We start from the raw sequence: 17531 nt of genomic DNA on the forward strand, positions 1-17531 counted from the left end.
TGATTGAACGCTTCAACAACACCTCTCCATAAGCTTTACCATGTTGAAATCACCGGAATTCAGCAGGTGTTAATTGATTATAGTTGAAAGTGGCTAAAACCCAAGTTTATAGCGACAGTTGGCGAACCGGGATGCCCTGGCCAGCCAGGAACTGTTTGGTTTCATCGATAGTGAAAGTACCGAAATGGAATATGGAAGCGGCAAGCACTGCATCGGCCCCTCCCTCCTTCAAACCTTCTGCCATGTGCTCTAACGTGCCTACACCGCCAGATGCCACCACATTGGCCGTAATCGCATCGGAAACAGCACGGGTTAAGGGTATGTCGTAACCGTTTTTAGTGCCATCTGCATCCATGCTGGTCAACAGAATTTCGCCAGCCCCGTAATCGGACATACGCTTCGCCCATTCCACAGCATTGATGCCGGTTGGTTTGCGGCCACCATGGGTAAAACATTCCCAGTGATCATCTACAGCCTTGGCATCCACTGCCACCACGATGGTTGAGGAGCCGAATCGCTCTGCAGCATCCTTGACCAGCTCTGGATTAAAAATAGCTGCTGTATTGATCGATACTTTATCGGCACCGGCATGCAGAAGATTTTCAATATCAGACAATGCTTTTACACCACCACCTACTGTAAGCGGCATAAATACATGCTCAGCTACTTCGGTCACCATATGATAGAGCGTATCACGGCTTTCATGGCTGGCACGGATATCAAGAAAGGTCAGCTCATCCGCCCCTTGCGCATCATATTTGATCGCAGCCTCGACCGGATCACCGGCATCAATGATATCTACAAACTGGACGCCTTTGACCACACGCCCGTGAGCCACGTCCAGACAGGGAATAATGCGCTTGGAAAGCATTAGCCGAGCACCTTCATGGCAGCAGCAAAGTCGATGGTGTTTTCATAAATGGCCCGTCCAGTAATCGCGCCACAGATCCCATCATCCACATGTGCAGCGCAGGCTGTCACATCATCCATTTTAGCCACTCCGCCGGATACAATAACCGGAATAGAAACTGCTTTGGCAAGATTCACGGTTTCGTCGATATTCGGGCCACTCAACATGCCGTCACGGGCAATATCTGTATAGATAATCGCAGAAACACCTGCATCTTCAAACTTATGCGCCAGATCTACAGCGCTGACATCGGTTACATCATCCCAACCATGTACGGCAACCATGCCGCCCTTGGCATCAATACCGACACAAATCTGGCCTGGAAATGCCTTACAAGCCTCTTCCACCAGTGATGGATTTGATACTGCAATCGAGCCCAGGATCACACGCTGGATACCGAGATTCAATGTGCCCTCAATCATGGAAAGATCTCGCAAACCACCACCGAGTTGCACTGGGATATTCATTTCAGCACAGATCGCACGAATCGCTTGCTGATTGGCAGGTTTGCCGGCAAATGCACCATCGAGATCGACCACATGCAAGCGCTTGGCGCCAAGAGACTGCCAGTGCGCAGCCATGGCTGCAGGATCATCACCATAGTCCGTCGCATCATCCATACGCCCCTGCTTCAGACGTACACAGTGGCCGCCTTTCAGATCAATGGCGGGGATCAGTTCAAATTCATTCGCAGACTTTCGGGAAATTACGGATTCCATTGTTGGAATGCCTCCATTAGCGCGAGACCGGCGCGCTGTGATTTTTCGGGATGAAACTGCACCGCAACGATATTGTCACGGCCAATAGCAGCAGCGAACGGATAATCGCCATATGAACATGCTGCCAACAGATGTTCAGGGTCCTCAGGCATGCAACAGTAAGAGTGTACATAATAGACCTGGCTACCGGCCAGCGGTGCCAGCACAGGATGCATCTCTTTCTGGGATGAAAGCACAACATCATTCCAGCCCATATGCGGAATCTTGAAACCGCGTTGCGGGTGATCTTCAGGGAAATGTTTTACCGCTCCCGGAATCAGGCCCAGGCCCGGATAACGGCCGAATTCGTGCGACACATCCATCAACACCTGCATGCCCAGACAGATGCCAAGAAATGGTGTGCCCGAGGAAACAGACTCACGCAGAGCCTCATCCATACCATTTTCCTGGAGCGCCGCCACGCAGTCACGAAATGCACCCACGCCGGGCAAAACGATACGATCATAGTTTTTCAGGGCTTCTGCATCAGTCACCAGTTCAACCGAAGCTCCGTTTTTCTCCAGCGCTTTGGCTACCGAATGCAGGTTGCCCATACCATAGTTAATTAATCCAATCATGATTCACCACAGAGTACGCAGAGGACACGGAGAAAAAGAAATAGCTAATTTCTCAAAACTATCCATGTCCACTGCATTGAATTGTCTTTTAGTGATCAAAGCGCGCCTTTCGTCGAAGGAATTCCACTCTGACGCGAATCGAATTCAACAGCCATGCGCAGAGCACGACCGAATGCCTTGAATACTGTTTCGATGATGTGATGGTTATTGCCACCGCGCAGGGCATCGATATGCAGGGTAATGCGGCCGTGATTACTCACAGCCTGAAAAAACTCCTTGAACAGATCGATATCAAATCCACCAACGGTCTCCTTAGGGAAATCGATATGGTATTCCAGACCCGGACGGCCGGAGAAATCGAGTACAACCCGGGAAAGCGCCTCATCCAGAGGCACATAGGCATGGCCATAACGTACGATGCCGGATTTATCGCCAATAGCATCCCGCAACGCTTCACCGAGGCAAATACCGATATCTTCAACCGTGTGGTGATCATCAATCTCGCGATCTCCTTTGGCTTCAACACTGAGATCAATTAAGCCATGGCGGGCAATCTGCTCCAGCATGTGATCAAGAAACGGAATCGAAGAATTCAACTCGGCCTTGCCTGTGCCATCCAGATCAAGACTCAGGCTGATCGAAGTCTCTTTGGTCGCACGATCAATCGATGCATTTCGACTCATATCAAAATCTCCCGAAGCGCGGTTAGTGCCGCATTGTTTTCATCTTCACTGCCAATGGTAATACGCAGGCAATTGCTCAGCAGCCTATCAGAACCATGCATATTCTTAATTAATATTCCCGCCTGTTTGAGTGATTCAAACATAGCGTTTGCATCCGCCACCCTGAACAGCAGGAAATTGGCCTGTGACGGGAACACCTGAACACCATCGATTGCAGCCAATGCTTCAGCCATACGCTCACGCTCCCCACGAAGTACTTCGACCTGTTTTTCAAACAGATCGAAATGATCAAGCAGGAAATCGGCAGAAGCTTGTGTCAGGGCATTAATATTATAGGGCATACGCACTTTATTCAGCTGTGCAATCACCTCGGCATCACCCAGCAGGTAACCCATACGCAGTCCAGCCCAGCCTACCTTGGAAAAGGTTTTCAACACCATGACGTTGGGCGCAATCAAATCGGTATGTGTGCGCTCCGAGAAAGGACCATAAGCCTCATCAATGACCAGCATACCGCCCATGCCTTTGGCAATTTTCTCAACCCGCTCCTGCCGCCACAGATTACCGGTCGGATTATTCGGGCATGCCAGAAAAGCAATTTCAGCTTTTTCACGCGCACAGACCTGCAGAAAATGCTCATCTTTCATGGTGAAATCTTCAGCCAGAGGTACGGTTGCCACAGGTCGTTTCAACCACTGCGACACCAGATTATACATCACGAACGTCGGGCCTGGTATGACACAGGTTCCCGGCACAGTGGCAATCAATATCATCTGGATAATTTCATCAGAGCCGTTACCAAGTAATACCTGCTCAGGCTGCAGACCCTCGCGCTTGGCGATCTTTTTACGCAGCTCGAACATGTCTGCATCCGGGTAGCGATTGATCTCAACGTCAGACAATCGCTTCGCCCATTTCTCACGCAGGTCTTCCGGCATGGAAAACGGGTTTTCCATGGCATCCAGTTTAATCATGCCGGAACTGTCCGGCACGTGGTAGGCTGAAAGAGCCTTGATATCGCCTCTTATCACTTATGCCATCCGTTCGGGAGCGTGACTCGGCTCATCCATAAACCTCGCCCTGCGGGCGTGCTACGCATGTCCAAACGGCTATCCTGCCTTTTTGTCCTGCCCATATTATTCAATAGCATGATCATTTCTTGCCGTTCAAGCGTAACTCAAGCGTCAGGGCATGTGCCTGCAGACCTTCACGATGCGCAAGGTGTGCAGCAGCAGGGCCGATCTTTTCAACAGCTTCACGCGTAGCACGGATTACACTGCTGCGCTTCTGAAAATCATAAACACCCAGCGGACTTGAAAAACGAGCTGTACGATTGGTCGGCAATACATGGTTAGGGCCGGCGATGTAATCACCGAGTGCTTCAGGTACAAAGTGACCGATAAAAATCGCGCCTGCATGTCTTATTGAAGGCAGAATCTCATCCGGATTCTCCAGTGCCAACTCAAGATGTTCCGGCGCAATGATATTCACCACATCGGCGGCCTCATCCCAATTCTGCACATGAATCAGCGCACCATGTGTTTCCACTGATGCACGCGCAATTGCTGCTCGCGGCAACACAGCCAGATGTGCTTCAATGGCATCAGCCACCTGAGCCAGCAGATGTTTATCCGTTGAAACCAGAATACTCTGAGCTGCCTCATCATGTTCAGCCTGAGACAGAAAATCCGCTGCAATCCAGGCCGGATTTCCACCATCTGCCACCACCACGATTTCAGAAGGACCGGCAATCATATCAATACCGCAGGTACCGAATACCTGACGCTTGGCCGCGGCAACGAATTTATTCCCCGGGCCGACAATTTTATCCACAGCTGGAATCGTTTCAGTACCGTAAGCCAAAGCCGCAACTGCCTGTGCACCACCTACGGCAAAACCGCGCTGCACGCCGGAGACATACGCTGCCGCCAGCACCAGCTCATTCATTTCACCGCCCGGTGTTGGGACCACCATGACAATCTCTTTAACACCTGCAACCAGTGCAGGGACTGCATTCATCAATACTGAGGAGGGATAAGCCGCCTTGCCGCCGGGCACATACAGACCTACTCGATCAAGCGGGGTCACCTTCTGCCCCAGCGTCATGCCAACGTCATCAGTATATTCCCAATCGTCCTGCTGCTGATGCTCGTGATAGGCGCGGATACGATCAACTGCCAACTGCAGTGATTCACGATCCATATCGGATACGGCATGCCATGCAGCTTCCATACGTTCACGCGAGATTTCAATACTATCACCATCACAGGGCCAGCCATCGAAACGTTCGGTATATTCGCACAATGCCGCATTACCGCGTTTTTTTACATTGGAGAGGATATCCGCCACCAACCCCTGCACATCCTCGCCGGTATCAGCTTCACGCGCCAGCAATGCATCCAGCTGATCGGCAAACCCTTCCTGCTGTGAATCCAGTCTCAAAATCTTGCTCATAACTCTACCCTTAACCGTTATCGGACTGTTCAACAGCCTGACGTAACTTTTCAATAATCGGCTGAATCTGGCCTTTTCGCGTTGCGAAGCTTGCCGGATTCACAATCAAACGACTGGAGATATCACACAATGTGGTCTCTTCAATCAATCCGTTTGCACGCAGTGTGCCGCCTGTTTCCACCAGATCGACAATGCGTTCAGCCATATCCACCAACGGAGCCAGCTCCATGGAACCGTAGAGGTGGATGATTTCAGCATGCACGCCCTGTGCCAGATAATATTCACTGGCCAGATGGTCATACTTGGTTGCCACACGAATGCGACTACCGCGCTCAGGGGCGCCAGCCTCAACCAGCTCTTTCGGTCCACATACACACAGACGGCAACGACCGATTTTCAAGTCCAGTGGTTCATACACATGCGGCCGGTATTCCAGCAATGAATCACGGCCTGCAATACCCAGGTCAGCGGCCCCCTGCTCAACGTAGGTACAGACATCTGCTGCACGGATAATCAGAAAACGGATCTCTTCTCCGGCAAACGTTCCGCCCACCATCAACTTGCGGGTTTTCTGTACGTCTTCAGCCGGAGTCAGGCCTGCCGCAGCTAACAACGGCAATGTCTGCTCCAGAATGCGGCCCTTGGACAACGCAATCGTCAAAGGTCTTGTATCAGGCATCTAAACGAGCTCCCTGCATCCAGTTTTCACTTACACTATGGCGTTTGATGCGTGCGCCGAGTTTGCTTAATTTTTCTTCAATACGCTCATATCCACGATCGATGTGATACACGCGTGATACGACTGTCTCGCCTTCAGCAGCAAGCGCTGCCAGTACAAGCGAGGCCGATGCACGCAGGTCCGTAGCCATAACAGGTGCGCCCTGCAAACGTTCACAACCAGTCACAATAGCCGTGTTACCGTCGAGACGGATGTTCGCCCCCATACGCGCCAGCTCCTGCACATGCATAAAACGATTTTCAAAAATGGTTTCCCGAACCACACTCGTGCCATCCGCCAATGTCATCAAGGCCATAAACTGGGCCTGAAGATCGGTTGGAAAACCAGGATGAGGCAGGGTAGAAATATCCACTGCTTTCAGTCGGCCATTGGCTTTGCAGCGAATATAATCTTCGCCGGTTTCAACCGTGCATCCCGTCTCTTTCAGCCGAGCCAGAAATGCTTCGAGCATGGAGGGATCAACATCCGTCACAGTCACATCGCCACCGGTAATCACACCTGCAGCAAGATAAGTAGCCGCTTCAATACGATCGGCGATGGTGGTCATCTCACCACCATGCAGGCGTTCCACGCCCTGAATCACGATGCGATTTGTGCCGTCGCCTTCAATATCCGCACCCAGTGAACGCAATGAATCCGCCAGATTGACGATCTCAGGCTCACGGGCAGAGTTATCAAGCACAGTCATACCACTTGCAAGCACTGCCGCCATCATCAGGTTTTCAGTACCTGTCACAGTCACCTGGTCAAATACAATATGCGCTCCACTCAATCCATTGGGCGCATGGGCAACAATATCACCCTGCTCCACATCAATCTCGGCCCCCATCGCTTCCAGACCTTTCAAATGCATATCAATCGGACGTGCGCCAATAGCGCAGCCCCCCGGAAGACTCACCTTGGCTTCACCAAAGCGGGCCAGTAAAGGTCCAAGCACAAGTGAAGATGCGCGCATGGTTTTCACCAATTCATATGGCGCCTCGGATTTGGTAGCAGGCCGCGTATCCACATGCAGGCAGTGCTGGTCGTCATAAGTAACTTCAGCGCCCTGCCAGGCCAGCAATGTCATCATCGTAGAGATATCTTTCAAATGCGGGATCCGGCGGTAGGTCACCGAGCCATCCACAAGAATTGCTGCCGCAAGCAACGGCAGCGCAGCATTTTTTGCTCCGCTGGCCTCGATTGTACCGGACAGCACTTCGCCACCCCGAATAATGATTTTATCCATAAAATACCTGCACCATAAAGGCTGCGAACGCTAGCCGCTCAGCCCATTGCAAACAATGCCTGTAAAACCTTCGAAATGCGACTTCAGCAGACAATGGCTGACAGCCAATTTACAACGGTTATGATTGCCACTATGTCCGTTTATACAGAACTCTCCGAATCCGATATTAAATCCATCCTCACCGACTATGATCTAGGTACGCTGACCTCATTTGAAGGCATTGCGGCCGGTATCGAGAACAGCAACTTTTTCATCAATACCGAAGGCTCAGAAAACTCAGCGCGTTTTGTACTGACCATCTTTGAACGCCTGGATGCAACAGAGCTGCCATATTTCATGCGTCTGATGCGCCATCTGGCACATAACGGCCTCTCCTGCCCGGATGTTATGCAGCGCACAGATGGTTCGCTGCTTTTTGAGATTCACGGTAAACAGGGCTGTATCGTTTCCTGCCTCTCAGGTCGCACACTGGATGAACTCAATGAAACACAATTAAGCGCTTCAGGTGAATCGCTGGCACAACTGCATCTGGCCGGCTCCGATTTTGATGAAGCAAGAGAAAACCCGACCGGCCCTGACTGGCTGGCAGAAAATATTGCTGCAGTACTGGAAAAAACCACCGCCGTGTATGGCCCTGAAGCCGGAGAACTACTCACCAGCGAACTGGCATTCCAGAACTCATGTGTCTGGGATTCGCTACCAGACGGCGTGATTCATGGCGATCTGTTTGTCGACAATATCCTGTTTGAGGGTGAAAAGGCATCCGGCATTATCGACTTCTATTATGCGCATAGTGCAGCCTATGCGATGGACATCGCCATCACCCTGAATGCTCAGGCAGTATTGCTGGGTGAAAATGATCAGGCCCGCATTGATGCATTTATGGATGGATATGAATCCCTGCGTCCATTACAGGAGGAGGAACGTGACGCACTACCCCTGTTACTCAGGCTCGCAGCCCTGCGTTTCTGGGTCTCACGCTTATATGATGCCCTGTTCCCGCGTGGTGGTGCTATGACCCAGACCAAAGATCCGGAAGAGTATCGTCATAAATTGCTTTTTCACCGCCATGCCCGGTAACAGAGCATAAGCCGGATAACATCATCTGAATCAGCGCATTAAACTCATAGACAGTCAGTTTATTTGGCTGATTTTTCCATGCCTATCAACTGGAACAGCTCAAGACGTGATGACGGGTTATTCATGAATGCGCCGGTCAGTTTGGACGTTGTCGTCCACGAGTTTGGCTTGTGAACGCCACGATGACACATACAAAAATGCTGGCATTGGACAATCACAGCCACGCCTTTCGGATCTAATACCTCTTCAATGGCATTGGCAATCTGCATGGTCAGCTTTTCCTGCACCTGCAAACGCTTGGCATAACCCTCAACCACGCGTGCAAGCTTGGAGAGACCCACCACGCGGCCACGCGGGATATATGCAACATGCGCTTTGCCGACAAACGGTACCATGTGATGTTCGCAGTGGCTGTGCACATCGATATCTGAAACCAGTACGACTTCATCGTAACCTTCAACCTCTTCAAAGGTCTTTTCCAAGTGTTCGCGCGGGTCTTCCCTGTAACCGGAAAAGTGTTCATGCATGGCAGAGAGCACACGGGCTGGCGTTTCCTGTAAGCCCTCACGCCCCACATCTTCACCAATGTATTCAAGCAGGCCGCGCACATGCTGCATGCCTTGTATATTTTTCGGGTCATTCAAATCCAGATCGTCAGTCACAGCTCTCTCTTCCTTTTCCGTTTCAGGCATGCACCATAGCGCAAACTTTAACAACGCAACACCCATTATAGGTGTTGGTATTACGGGAGAGCCGATGCTTACAATGGATCTGTTACGCCACGGTGCGCTGCAAGGAGGAGTGAAATACCGAGGCCATGTGGATGACCCACTGACACTTGAAGGGCGTTCCCGGATGGACAAGGCATGGGCTGAAATCAAGGGAAACATTAATCTTATCATCAGCTCTCCGCTGTCCCGTTGTGCAGAACCTGCGCTTGACTGGGCCAGACAAAGTGACATCGAATGCATTATCGAACCGCGTGTCAGGGAAATGTATTATGGCGATTGGGAAGGCAAAACCATCCCTGAAATTCAACAGCAATATCCGGGCATTCTGGAACAGTGGCGAAGCAATCCGGAAGGTATGCGACCACCCGGTGGTGAATCGCCAGAAGAATTACGCCAACGCATAGCTGAATGGTGGACAGAAACCTGTATCGAATACGATGAGCGACAGATTCTTCTGGTTTCCCACTCAGGCGCTCTGCGTATGCTCATCGCGCATATCCTTGCCGCACCGATTGCGTCCACACGACATCTGGAAATGCCCTATGCATGCAGAAGCAGGCTCTCATATCACAATGGCAAAAACAGCCTCCTCTTTCACAACAGCAATCCATTAGCATCAGAATGACAGGTCTGCGGCCAGCTACTGCCCCCCCTTTCACCTGTTTTGATACCCATACATCTGAAAATGGCGCAGACTTGGTCTATAATAGCGCATAGCTGTTATAGCCGATGGCAAGTCATTATTCAGGAGACAGATATGCTGCTAAATTATTTCACATCCGCTTTAATCGCATTCAGCGCACTATTTATATTTTCATCTACTCTTCAGGCAGGAGAATCCTCTGCCGGTACAAAAATCGGCATTCTGACCTGTGAATCTATTCCCAACACCCGGCTGAATCTGCTTATTCATTCCACCGTGGATGTGAAATGTAAGTATGTCTCCTCTGATCGCAGTACGACCGAATATTATATTGGTGAGACAGGCGTCCAGTTAGGTCTGGATATTGCCCACAAAATACGTCAGGCGCTGGTATTTGCCGTACTTGCTGCAGACTTCAAACAGGGAAACCATAAACTGGCAGGTAAATATATCGGAGCAGGGGCGTCCGTCAGTTTAGGTGCAGGGGCCGGCGTGCAGGTGCTGGTTGGAGATGGTCAGAACAGCTTTTCGCTTGAGCCCGCGTTTGAGGGTAACGAAGGCATCGGGGCAACTGTTGGTATCACTTATCTCTATCTTGAGGCTTTTGACTAAAGATCGAACCACCACATCAGCCTCGCTTGTCTGGTGTGACCGAAGACACTGAATCAATATAAAGACAGCAGAGTATTCGCCTGATTAAGGGATTCACAGGTAACTACTATGATTATGCTGAATTTAACACGTCCGATCCAATGTATTGCAACTGCTACCATCGCCTGTCTGATGCTGGCTCAGCCGGCCTTTGCTGCCGATCAAGACATCATACCACCAACAGATTCCACTCCTTCCAGTGAGCAGGGTGACATCAATACAAATCCAACTTCAGCTGAAGTTCCAGCCGGCAAAATCATCGTGCCCTCTGCACAAAAAGATACGGGTACTTCGACAGGTCAGGAGATCGCTCCGGCAGACGCCACAGTTGATTCTGTTGAAACAGTAGCCCCCATCATCAGCAATGAAATCAATGCATTTGAAACCGAAGGCAACACCCTGATTGATACAGGCAGAATTCAGCAGCACCTGAGTGGCTTTCTGGGTTTGAAGAAGAACAGCACAAACCTGTTCAAGGTGAAGGTCTCCGTATTGAAACTGTACCAGTCATCCGGACTTAAAGGTGTCAGAATTTCTTATCCGCAAGCTGCATCTGACGGCACGGTCCACATAACAATTGCTGAGGGAGGCCTCAAAGCTGAAACAACAAATAGCGACATGGGTGAAGGCCTCGATCAGTCATCAGAGACAACGACTGCAAGCCAGGATGATGATGGGGCCATAATCACGCCTGATAGCGGCAATGAACCAACTCAGGATGTTAGCACAGCCCCGAACAGAGAGTCTGAACAGCCAGCAATTGCAGAGACAGTCTCAGCTGAACAGACAACCGTAAAAGATGAAGAGGTATCTGTAGACAAGCCTGAAACCCAGGCTCAAGCAGATGCCGCAATGAATACAGCAGAAAACAGACAGGAACCGGCTCCACTACAGCCTGAAACGAAATCCGAACAGGCTGAAAATACAATGACAGCAACCATCGAAAAAACAGATTCCCCCTCAACCATGCCGCTTCCAGAAGCCCCCGCATGGCTGGCTGATGGCTGGCAACAACTCGAGGCGGGAAATACCGATGCAGCCATGGCGATCTGGCAGCGTGAAGTAAATAAAATGCACGCCTATCGTTATCTGTCATTTATCGGTGTTTACATGAGTCAGGATACCGCTATCAACATCCTCAAACGAGCAGGTCTTGAATATCATGCCCTGATGCTGGTTGCAGAGCGCGAAGGTAAACAGGCCTACTATGTTCTTTCAGCCCTTAAAACTTCTTATGATAAAGCACAGCGTCAGCTTGAATTGGCCGGACTGCGAAAAAGAATGGGCATTGAATACATGTATGCCAGTGCCGCCAGAAGGTTTCATGGCACAGCTGTTGCGGCTGAGGTCAAAACAAAGTCTGAAGCTGTCGAGGCCCTGACTGACAAGGCAAAACCCGACGTACAGAAAGCCCCGGTCAGAAAAAAAGTAGTCAAGAAAGCACCGCGTAAAGCGCTGGCAAAAGCGCCCGCCAAAGCGGCTGTAGAAAAGAAACCGGAACCACCGGTAGTAGCAGAAGTGGAAAAGCTGGATGGTAAAATTTCAGGTTTTGAAATCTATGGCAACAGCCTGATCTCGGATAAAATCATCCAGCAGAAACTGCGCCCCTATCTGGGTGACAACAAATCATCATCAGATCTGATGCAAGCCAGAGATAAAATCACACAACTGTATCAGGGACGCGGCTACCCCGTTGTCGCTGTATCCATGCCTGAAGATGTCAAAGGTGAAATCATCCCTGTACGGATTTATGAAGTCAGCGGCACGAAAAGAGCGCTGGCAAGATAGTCATTCCTGATGATACATGAGTGCGGGGCCTGAAACCGGCTCCGCACTCTTCAGTTCAGCACCACTTAATGGATGGCAATTGATTTGGGTTTGGCACTTTCCCGTTTGGGTAGCCTGACTTCCAGCACACCATCTTTCATAGTGGCTTCTACTTTTTCAGCATCGACATTGCTTGGCAGGCTAAAGCTTCTGGAGAATTGACCGTATGCACGTTCAACACGATGTACATTCTCCTCCTTCACATCCTTCTCATAACGCCTTTCGCCTGAAAGTGTCAGCACGCCATCTTTCACCTCAAGGTGAACATCTTTCTTTTCAATGCCTGACAATTCAGCCTGTACCAACAGAGCATCGTCAGTCTCTTTAATATCAACTGATGGAGCCCACTGGCCTGCATCACGTGCCACATCAAAATGATCACCATCAAGCAGGCGGCTGAGTTGCCGATTCATGCTTTCAAGTTCGTTCCATGGTGTCCAACGCATCAGGGTCATAACACACCTCCTTAAATAGATTTTCTGGCCGGATTCATCTGCCGGCAATTTATATATAGGGCGTTATTTTATCAGTTCAAGGGTTGATGCAGCCAGAATATCAGTTCATTGTATTATCAAATCAGCTGCAAATGCCCGCATCTTTTTCATTGCTCTGGCCTCCAGTTGCCGCACCCGCTCGATAGAAATGCCAAACCCTTCAGCCAGCTCACTTAATGTAACAGGAGGATCAATCAGGTGCCGTTGCCGGATGATATATCTATCGCGCTCGGATAAGATCGCCATGGCCTCTTCAAGCTGATTCTGAGTGAATAGTGCCCAGTCTTTCTCAACCAGAAGCTGCTCAGGTGTATCATCCGGTGCGGGCAACTCCAGAATCTTTTCACCATCGGCATCGATGGCATCAATAGAAAAGTCACGTCTCAAAAAAGATGAGGCTATCGTCTGGTAGGATTCTCCAGTGGTTCCATGCTCTTTAGCCACAGTATCCAGATTCCTGCCTTCAAGGGCGGCAATGGCATTCTCTGCTTTCTGGAGCCCTGCAAAAATCCGTTTCTGCAATTTATTGGTGCCCATTTTAACAATGCTCCATGAGCGCAGAATAAAATCATGAATCGATGCTCTGATCCAATACGAAGCATAAGTTTTAAGTCTGAAACCGCGGTCAGGATCAAAGCGTTTCACTGCATGCATGAGCCCTAAAGTACCTTCCTGGATAAGGTCCTCCTCCGGCAAACCAAAGTGACGATATTCTCGTGCAACAGCAGCTACACTGTGAAGGTTGGCATTAATCAACTGCTGTACTGAATCCAGATCGTGATCACGTTGCCACTTGCGGGCAAGCTCATCCTCCTGCTCTCTGTCTAACTTGGGAATTTTGCGTAATTCCTGATAAAAGAAATCAAGACTGGTTAAGGCCTTCAGCGAATCGTTATTTGCCAATACAACCTCCTGGTCAGAAGAGAGTTTATAGTGCGATTTTCCGGGCAATACATGTGCGCAAAGAAAAAAAATAGGGAGTTCAAAAACAGTGGAACGAAATGCTTGCAGTGCATCTCAACTTTGTATGTGACTAAAAAACCATAATTAAACCCCTTTATTTGACGAGTTTAACGGCCACCTCAGCAATATAAGCACCATAGCTGCGAGCGGCTGCCAGAGCAGCATCGGATACCGTTGCAGGCATGCCTGTATGGTCTCCACTGCGTCCATAAGCACCCCACTGCAATCCACCGTCGGCATAACCGGGCAATGATTTAGGGAAACCGACTACGATCATGCCGTGTTCAAGAAAGTTGGAATGCAGTGACACCATGGTCGTTTCCACACCACCTCCGGCACCACCAAAACCGCCACCGGTCGCAAACACAGCTCCAAGCTTGCCCTCCAGAGTGCCCTCCATCCACAACTTGCCAGCCCGATCAATCAACTGTTTCATCTGCCATGCCATCGAACCCATGTGAACCGGAGTGCCGAAAACAATGACATCAGCAACCACAAGATCATCCAGAGCGGTATCTATTGCAGACTTCAGAGTGATATCTGCAGTCGAGCAACTGACTCTCATTCCTGCAGCAATGGCATCAGCCATTTTTTTCGTGTTGCCGTAATCAGAATGGCAGGCGATTAATACGTTCACAAAGCTCTCCTCTTCCCGAATCCATGACTGCCATTGTTACTGATCCGAGAAAAAAAACCAGCGCACTTTAGAATCAATGCAATTAACGCTAGCTTGCGGCCTCTTTTTGCGATGATGGATTCATATCGCACCACCGCTTGGGTGGAAATGCAGTTATAGTTGGAGATGCCAGTGACAAACAGTTTTAATGCCAAAGATACACTTCAGGTCGGGGATAAGGCCTACACCTATTATCGGCTGAATGCTGCAGGTGACGTGAGCCGTCTTCCCTATGCCATGAAAGTGCTCTTGGAAAACCTGCTACGCCGCGAAGACGGTCTGAATGTGACCGCGAGCGATATCAACGCATTGGCCAACTGGGATGAGAAAGCAGAACCGAATCACGAGATTGCCTATATGCCTGCACGCGTACTGATGCAGGACTTCACCGGCGTGCCTGCAGTTGTGGATCTGGCTGCGATGCGTGATGCCATGGCATCCCTAGGTGGTGACACCGCTAAAATCGAACCGCTGGCACCTGCCGAACTGGTGATCGATCACTCTGTACAGGTGGACAACTTTGGCCACGCCGATTCCGCGGCTAAAAACACCGACATTGAATTCCAGCGTAACCGCGAGCGTTACAACTTCCTCAAATGGGGACAAAATGCCTTTGAAACGTTCAAGGCTGTGCCTCCTGGCTGTGGCATTGTTCATCAGGTGAACCTTGAGTTTCTTGCACGCACCGTATTCGTGAACAATGAAGGCGTAGCTTATCCTGATACGCTGGTCGGTACCGATTCTCACACCACCATGATCAACGGCCTCGGTGTTCTGGGCTGGGGTGTTGGTGGCATTGAAGCTGAAGCTGCCATGCTCGGCCAGCCGGTTTCCATGCTCGTACCTAAAGTCGTCGGTTTTAAACTGACCGGTGAACTGCCTGAAGGTGCCACAGCTACTGATCTGGTGCTGACCATTGTTGAAATGCTGCGTAGCCACGGTGTGGTGGGTAAATTTGTTGAATTCTATGGTGAAGGGCTTGATTCACTGCCACTGGCAGATCGTGCCACCATCGCCAATATGGCCCCTGAATACGGCGCGACATGCGGTATTTTTCCGGTTGATGAAGAAACTCTGAACTATCTGCGTCTCTCCAACCGCTCTGAAGAAAACATCGCTCTGGTAGAAGCCTATGCCAAAGCACAGGGCATGTTCCGCGAAGCTGATTCACCGGAAGCCATCTACAGTGAATACCTCTCACTCGATATGGCATCGGTTGTACCTTCTCTGGCAGGTCACAAACGTCCGCAGGACCGTATTGCACTGACTGAATCCAAAGCCAAATATCAGGAAACAGTTGAAGCGGTAAAAGCCGAAGCTGGCATTTCAACCAAGGCTGTCTCCACCACGATTAACGGTGAAGAAGTTACCATTGATGATGGCGCAGTTGTGATTGCAGCCATCACCTCATGCACCAATACCTCCAACCCCTCAGTCATGCTGGGGGCTGGACTTGTGGCTAAGAAGGCTGCTGCGCTCGGCCTGAACTCAGCCCCGTGGGTGAAAACATCACTCGGCCCCGGCTCGCTCGTGGTCACTGAATATCTGGACAAGGCAGGCCTCTCATCCGAACTGAACAAGCTTGGTTTTAATACTGTTGGTTACGGCTGCACCACCTGTATCGGTAATTCGGGGCCTCTGCCTGCAGAAGTTTCTGCCGCAATTGCAGAAGGCGATCTGGCTGTCACTTCCGTACTCTCAGGCAACCGTAACTTTGAAGGCCGTGTACATGCAGAAGTGCGCATGAACTATCTTGCTTCTCCGCCACTTGTCGTGGCTTATGCCATCGCAGGCACAATGAATATCGATCTGTATAATGACCCGATCGGTCAGGATCAGAATGGCAATAATGTGTTCCTGAAAGATATCTGGCCAACGCAGAAAGAAGTTGCCGATGTGGTCGCATCATGCGTGACTGCTGAGCAGTTCGAAAGCTCTTATGGCAATGTCTATGCTGGTGACAGTAACTGGCAGAATCTCGCAGCACCGACCGGTGATCGTTTCGCCTGGGACTCGGATTCCACCTATATTCAGCACCCGCCATATTTCGAAGGCATGACGTTTGATCTTGATCCGATCAGCGACATCAAGGGCGCACGCGTACTGGCTCTCTTGGGTGATTCAGTTACCACTGACCACATTTCCCCAGCCGGTGCGATCAAAGCGGACTCTCCGGCGGGCCGTTACCTGCAGGAGCGTGGTGTTGATGCGAAAGACTTCAACTCCTACGGCTCTCGTCGCGGCAACCATGAGATTATGATGCGCGGCACCTTCGCCAACATCCGCCTGCGCAACAGGCTCGCTCCGGGCACAGAAGGTGGCGTTACCATCCACCAGCCATCCGGCCTGCAAATGAGCATCTACGATGCTGCCATGAAGTATATTGATGAGGGTGTTGCCTCCATCATCCTTGCCGGCAAAGAGTACGGCTCCGGCTCCTCACGTGACTGGGCAGCCAAAGGCCCGCGACTACAGGGTGTTCAGGCTGTGATTGCTGAGACCTATGAGCGCATCCACCGCTCCAACCTGGTTGGCATGGGCATCCTTCCTCTGCAGTTCAAAGCAGGTGAATCAGCTGAATCACTTGGTCTGACTGGTCATGAGTCTTACGACTTTGCAGGCATTGGTGATGGTTCCGCTAAAGAGTTGAATGTCACCGCCACAGCAACGGATGGTTCGGTTAAATCTTTCACCGTTGATGTACGCATCGACACCCCGAAAGAGGTCGAGTATTACCAGCACGGCGGCATCCTGCACTACGTGCTGCGTCAGCTCGCCAGCTGATCTAACCAAGCTCCAAACAAAGAACCCCGCCTTAGTGCGGGGTTCTTTGTTTGAGCCTCCCTATTCCGGATAAATTATCAGGATAGATGATTTGCACATTTTTCGCCCGAAAGGTGAAAACCATGGGTGGCCTGAATGACAAAACTGGGCACCATTGGAATGAAGTGATTCACTTTGACTACTGACTGCTTCAAACCGGCCCAGACTAATGGGATGGTCCGCTCCGTCCCCTAACGGCATCGCAATGTGCCAGAATGGAGATATTCCATTACGAAGAAGGACGGAGCGAACTATGAGAGATAATAGCGAAGTATTTGAAATATCAGTAGTCG

The 17531-nt window shown here is 50.5% G+C and carries 17 protein-coding genes; 5 read left to right on the forward strand and 12 right to left on the reverse strand.

Annotated features, from left to right (window positions below; genetic code table 11):
- Positions 1–106 precede the first annotated feature (106 nt).
- The 8 genes from hisF to murA form a co-directional block, all read right to left on the reverse strand.
- On the reverse strand, positions 107–871 hold the full coding sequence (gene hisF, locus MMIC_RS10265; RefSeq protein ID WP_072660385.1) for an imidazole glycerol phosphate synthase subunit HisF: 765 nt from the start codon (positions 869–871) through the stop codon (positions 107–109).
- On the reverse strand, positions 871–1629 hold the full coding sequence (hisA, locus tag MMIC_RS10270) for a 1-(5-phosphoribosyl)-5-[(5-phosphoribosylamino)methylideneamino]imidazole-4-carboxamide isomerase (protein WP_072660386.1): 759 nt from the start codon (positions 1627–1629) through the stop codon (positions 871–873). Before hisA ends, hisF begins: the two co-directional genes overlap by 1 nt.
- Positions 1617–2246, reverse strand: coding sequence for an imidazole glycerol phosphate synthase subunit HisH (hisH, locus tag MMIC_RS10275; protein WP_072660387.1), 630 nt, complete (start codon positions 2244–2246; stop codon positions 1617–1619). The genes hisA and hisH overlap by 13 nt, the downstream gene beginning before the upstream one ends.
- Positions 2247–2341: 95 nt before the next feature.
- Entirely contained in the window at positions 2342–2929 is a 588-nt protein-coding gene (gene hisB, locus MMIC_RS10280) for an imidazoleglycerol-phosphate dehydratase HisB (RefSeq protein ID WP_072660388.1), read from the reverse strand.
- Positions 2926–3960 (reverse strand): histidinol-phosphate transaminase, encoded by a 1035-nt coding sequence (gene hisC / locus MMIC_RS10285; RefSeq protein WP_083530564.1) that lies wholly within the window; start codon positions 3958–3960, stop codon positions 2926–2928. Before hisC ends, hisB begins: the two co-directional genes overlap by 4 nt.
- Before the next feature lie 121 nt (positions 3961–4081).
- A complete protein-coding gene (gene hisD, locus MMIC_RS10290) occupies positions 4082–5383 on the reverse strand; it encodes a histidinol dehydrogenase (protein ID WP_072660389.1) in 1302 nt (433 codons plus the stop codon).
- Positions 5384–5393: 10 nt separating this feature from the next.
- A complete protein-coding gene (gene hisG / locus MMIC_RS10295; RefSeq protein ID WP_072660390.1) occupies positions 5394–6062 on the reverse strand; it encodes an ATP phosphoribosyltransferase in 669 nt (222 codons plus the stop codon).
- A complete protein-coding gene (gene murA, locus MMIC_RS10300; RefSeq protein ID WP_072660391.1) occupies positions 6055–7350 on the reverse strand; it encodes a UDP-N-acetylglucosamine 1-carboxyvinyltransferase in 1296 nt (431 codons plus the stop codon). Before murA ends, hisG begins: the two co-directional genes overlap by 8 nt.
- A gap of 132 nt (positions 7351–7482) precedes the next feature.
- Here murA and MMIC_RS10305 point away from each other — a divergent pair, with 132 nt between their 5' ends.
- A complete protein-coding gene (locus tag MMIC_RS10305; protein ID WP_072660402.1) occupies positions 7483–8430 on the forward strand; it encodes a homoserine kinase in 948 nt (315 codons plus the stop codon).
- A 59-nt stretch (positions 8431–8489) separates the two neighbouring features.
- Here the strand turns inward: MMIC_RS10305 and folE are convergent, their stop codons facing one another.
- On the reverse strand, positions 8490–9092 hold the full coding sequence (gene folE / locus MMIC_RS10310; protein ID WP_072660403.1) for a GTP cyclohydrolase I FolE: 603 nt from the start codon (positions 9090–9092) through the stop codon (positions 8490–8492).
- A 94-nt stretch (positions 9093–9186) separates the two neighbouring features.
- On the opposite strand from folE, the gene MMIC_RS10315 reads away from it, so the two are divergent.
- The 3 genes from MMIC_RS10315 (at position 9187) to MMIC_RS10325 (ending at position 12243) form a co-directional block, all read left to right on the forward strand.
- Positions 9187–9786, forward strand: coding sequence for a histidine phosphatase family protein (locus tag MMIC_RS10315; RefSeq protein ID WP_072660392.1), 600 nt, complete (start codon positions 9187–9189; stop codon positions 9784–9786).
- A 132-nt stretch (positions 9787–9918) separates the two neighbouring features.
- The gene (locus tag MMIC_RS10320) at positions 9919–10416 is read left to right on the forward strand and encodes a DUF992 domain-containing protein (RefSeq protein ID WP_072660393.1); all 498 of its coding nucleotides are present in this window, start codon (positions 9919–9921) and stop codon (positions 10414–10416) included.
- A 108-nt stretch (positions 10417–10524) separates the two neighbouring features.
- Entirely contained in the window at positions 10525–12243 is a 1719-nt protein-coding gene (locus tag MMIC_RS10325) for a POTRA domain-containing protein (protein ID WP_072660394.1), read from the forward strand.
- 65 nt (positions 12244–12308) lie between these two features.
- On the opposite strand, the gene MMIC_RS10330 is transcribed toward MMIC_RS10325, so the two are convergent.
- From MMIC_RS10330 to MMIC_RS10340, 3 genes are all read right to left on the reverse strand, one after another.
- The gene (locus tag MMIC_RS10330) at positions 12309–12737 is read right to left on the reverse strand and encodes an Hsp20/alpha crystallin family protein (RefSeq protein ID WP_072660395.1); all 429 of its coding nucleotides are present in this window, start codon (positions 12735–12737) and stop codon (positions 12309–12311) included.
- Between the two features lie 105 nt (positions 12738–12842).
- Positions 12843–13679 carry an RNA polymerase factor sigma-32 gene (locus MMIC_RS10335; RefSeq protein ID WP_072660396.1) on the reverse strand — a complete coding sequence of 279 codons (837 nt, stop codon included), beginning with the start codon at positions 13677–13679 and terminating at the stop codon, positions 12843–12845.
- Positions 13680–13833: 154 nt separating this feature from the next.
- Positions 13834–14376 carry an NAD(P)H-dependent oxidoreductase gene (locus tag MMIC_RS10340; RefSeq protein WP_072660397.1) on the reverse strand — a complete coding sequence of 181 codons (543 nt, stop codon included), beginning with the start codon at positions 14374–14376 and terminating at the stop codon, positions 13834–13836.
- Positions 14377–14541: 165 nt separating this feature from the next.
- On the opposite strand from MMIC_RS10340, the gene acnA reads away from it, so the two are divergent.
- Positions 14542–17199: an aconitate hydratase AcnA gene (acnA, locus tag MMIC_RS10345; RefSeq protein WP_171966502.1), complete on the forward strand. Its 2658-nt coding sequence runs from the start codon at positions 14542–14544 to the stop codon at positions 17197–17199.
- Positions 17200–17531 lie beyond the last annotated feature (332 nt).

The organism is Mariprofundus micogutta, assembly GCF_001895085.1.
GTDB classification, from domain to species: domain Bacteria; phylum Pseudomonadota; class Zetaproteobacteria; order Mariprofundales; family Mariprofundaceae; genus Mariprofundus; species Mariprofundus micogutta.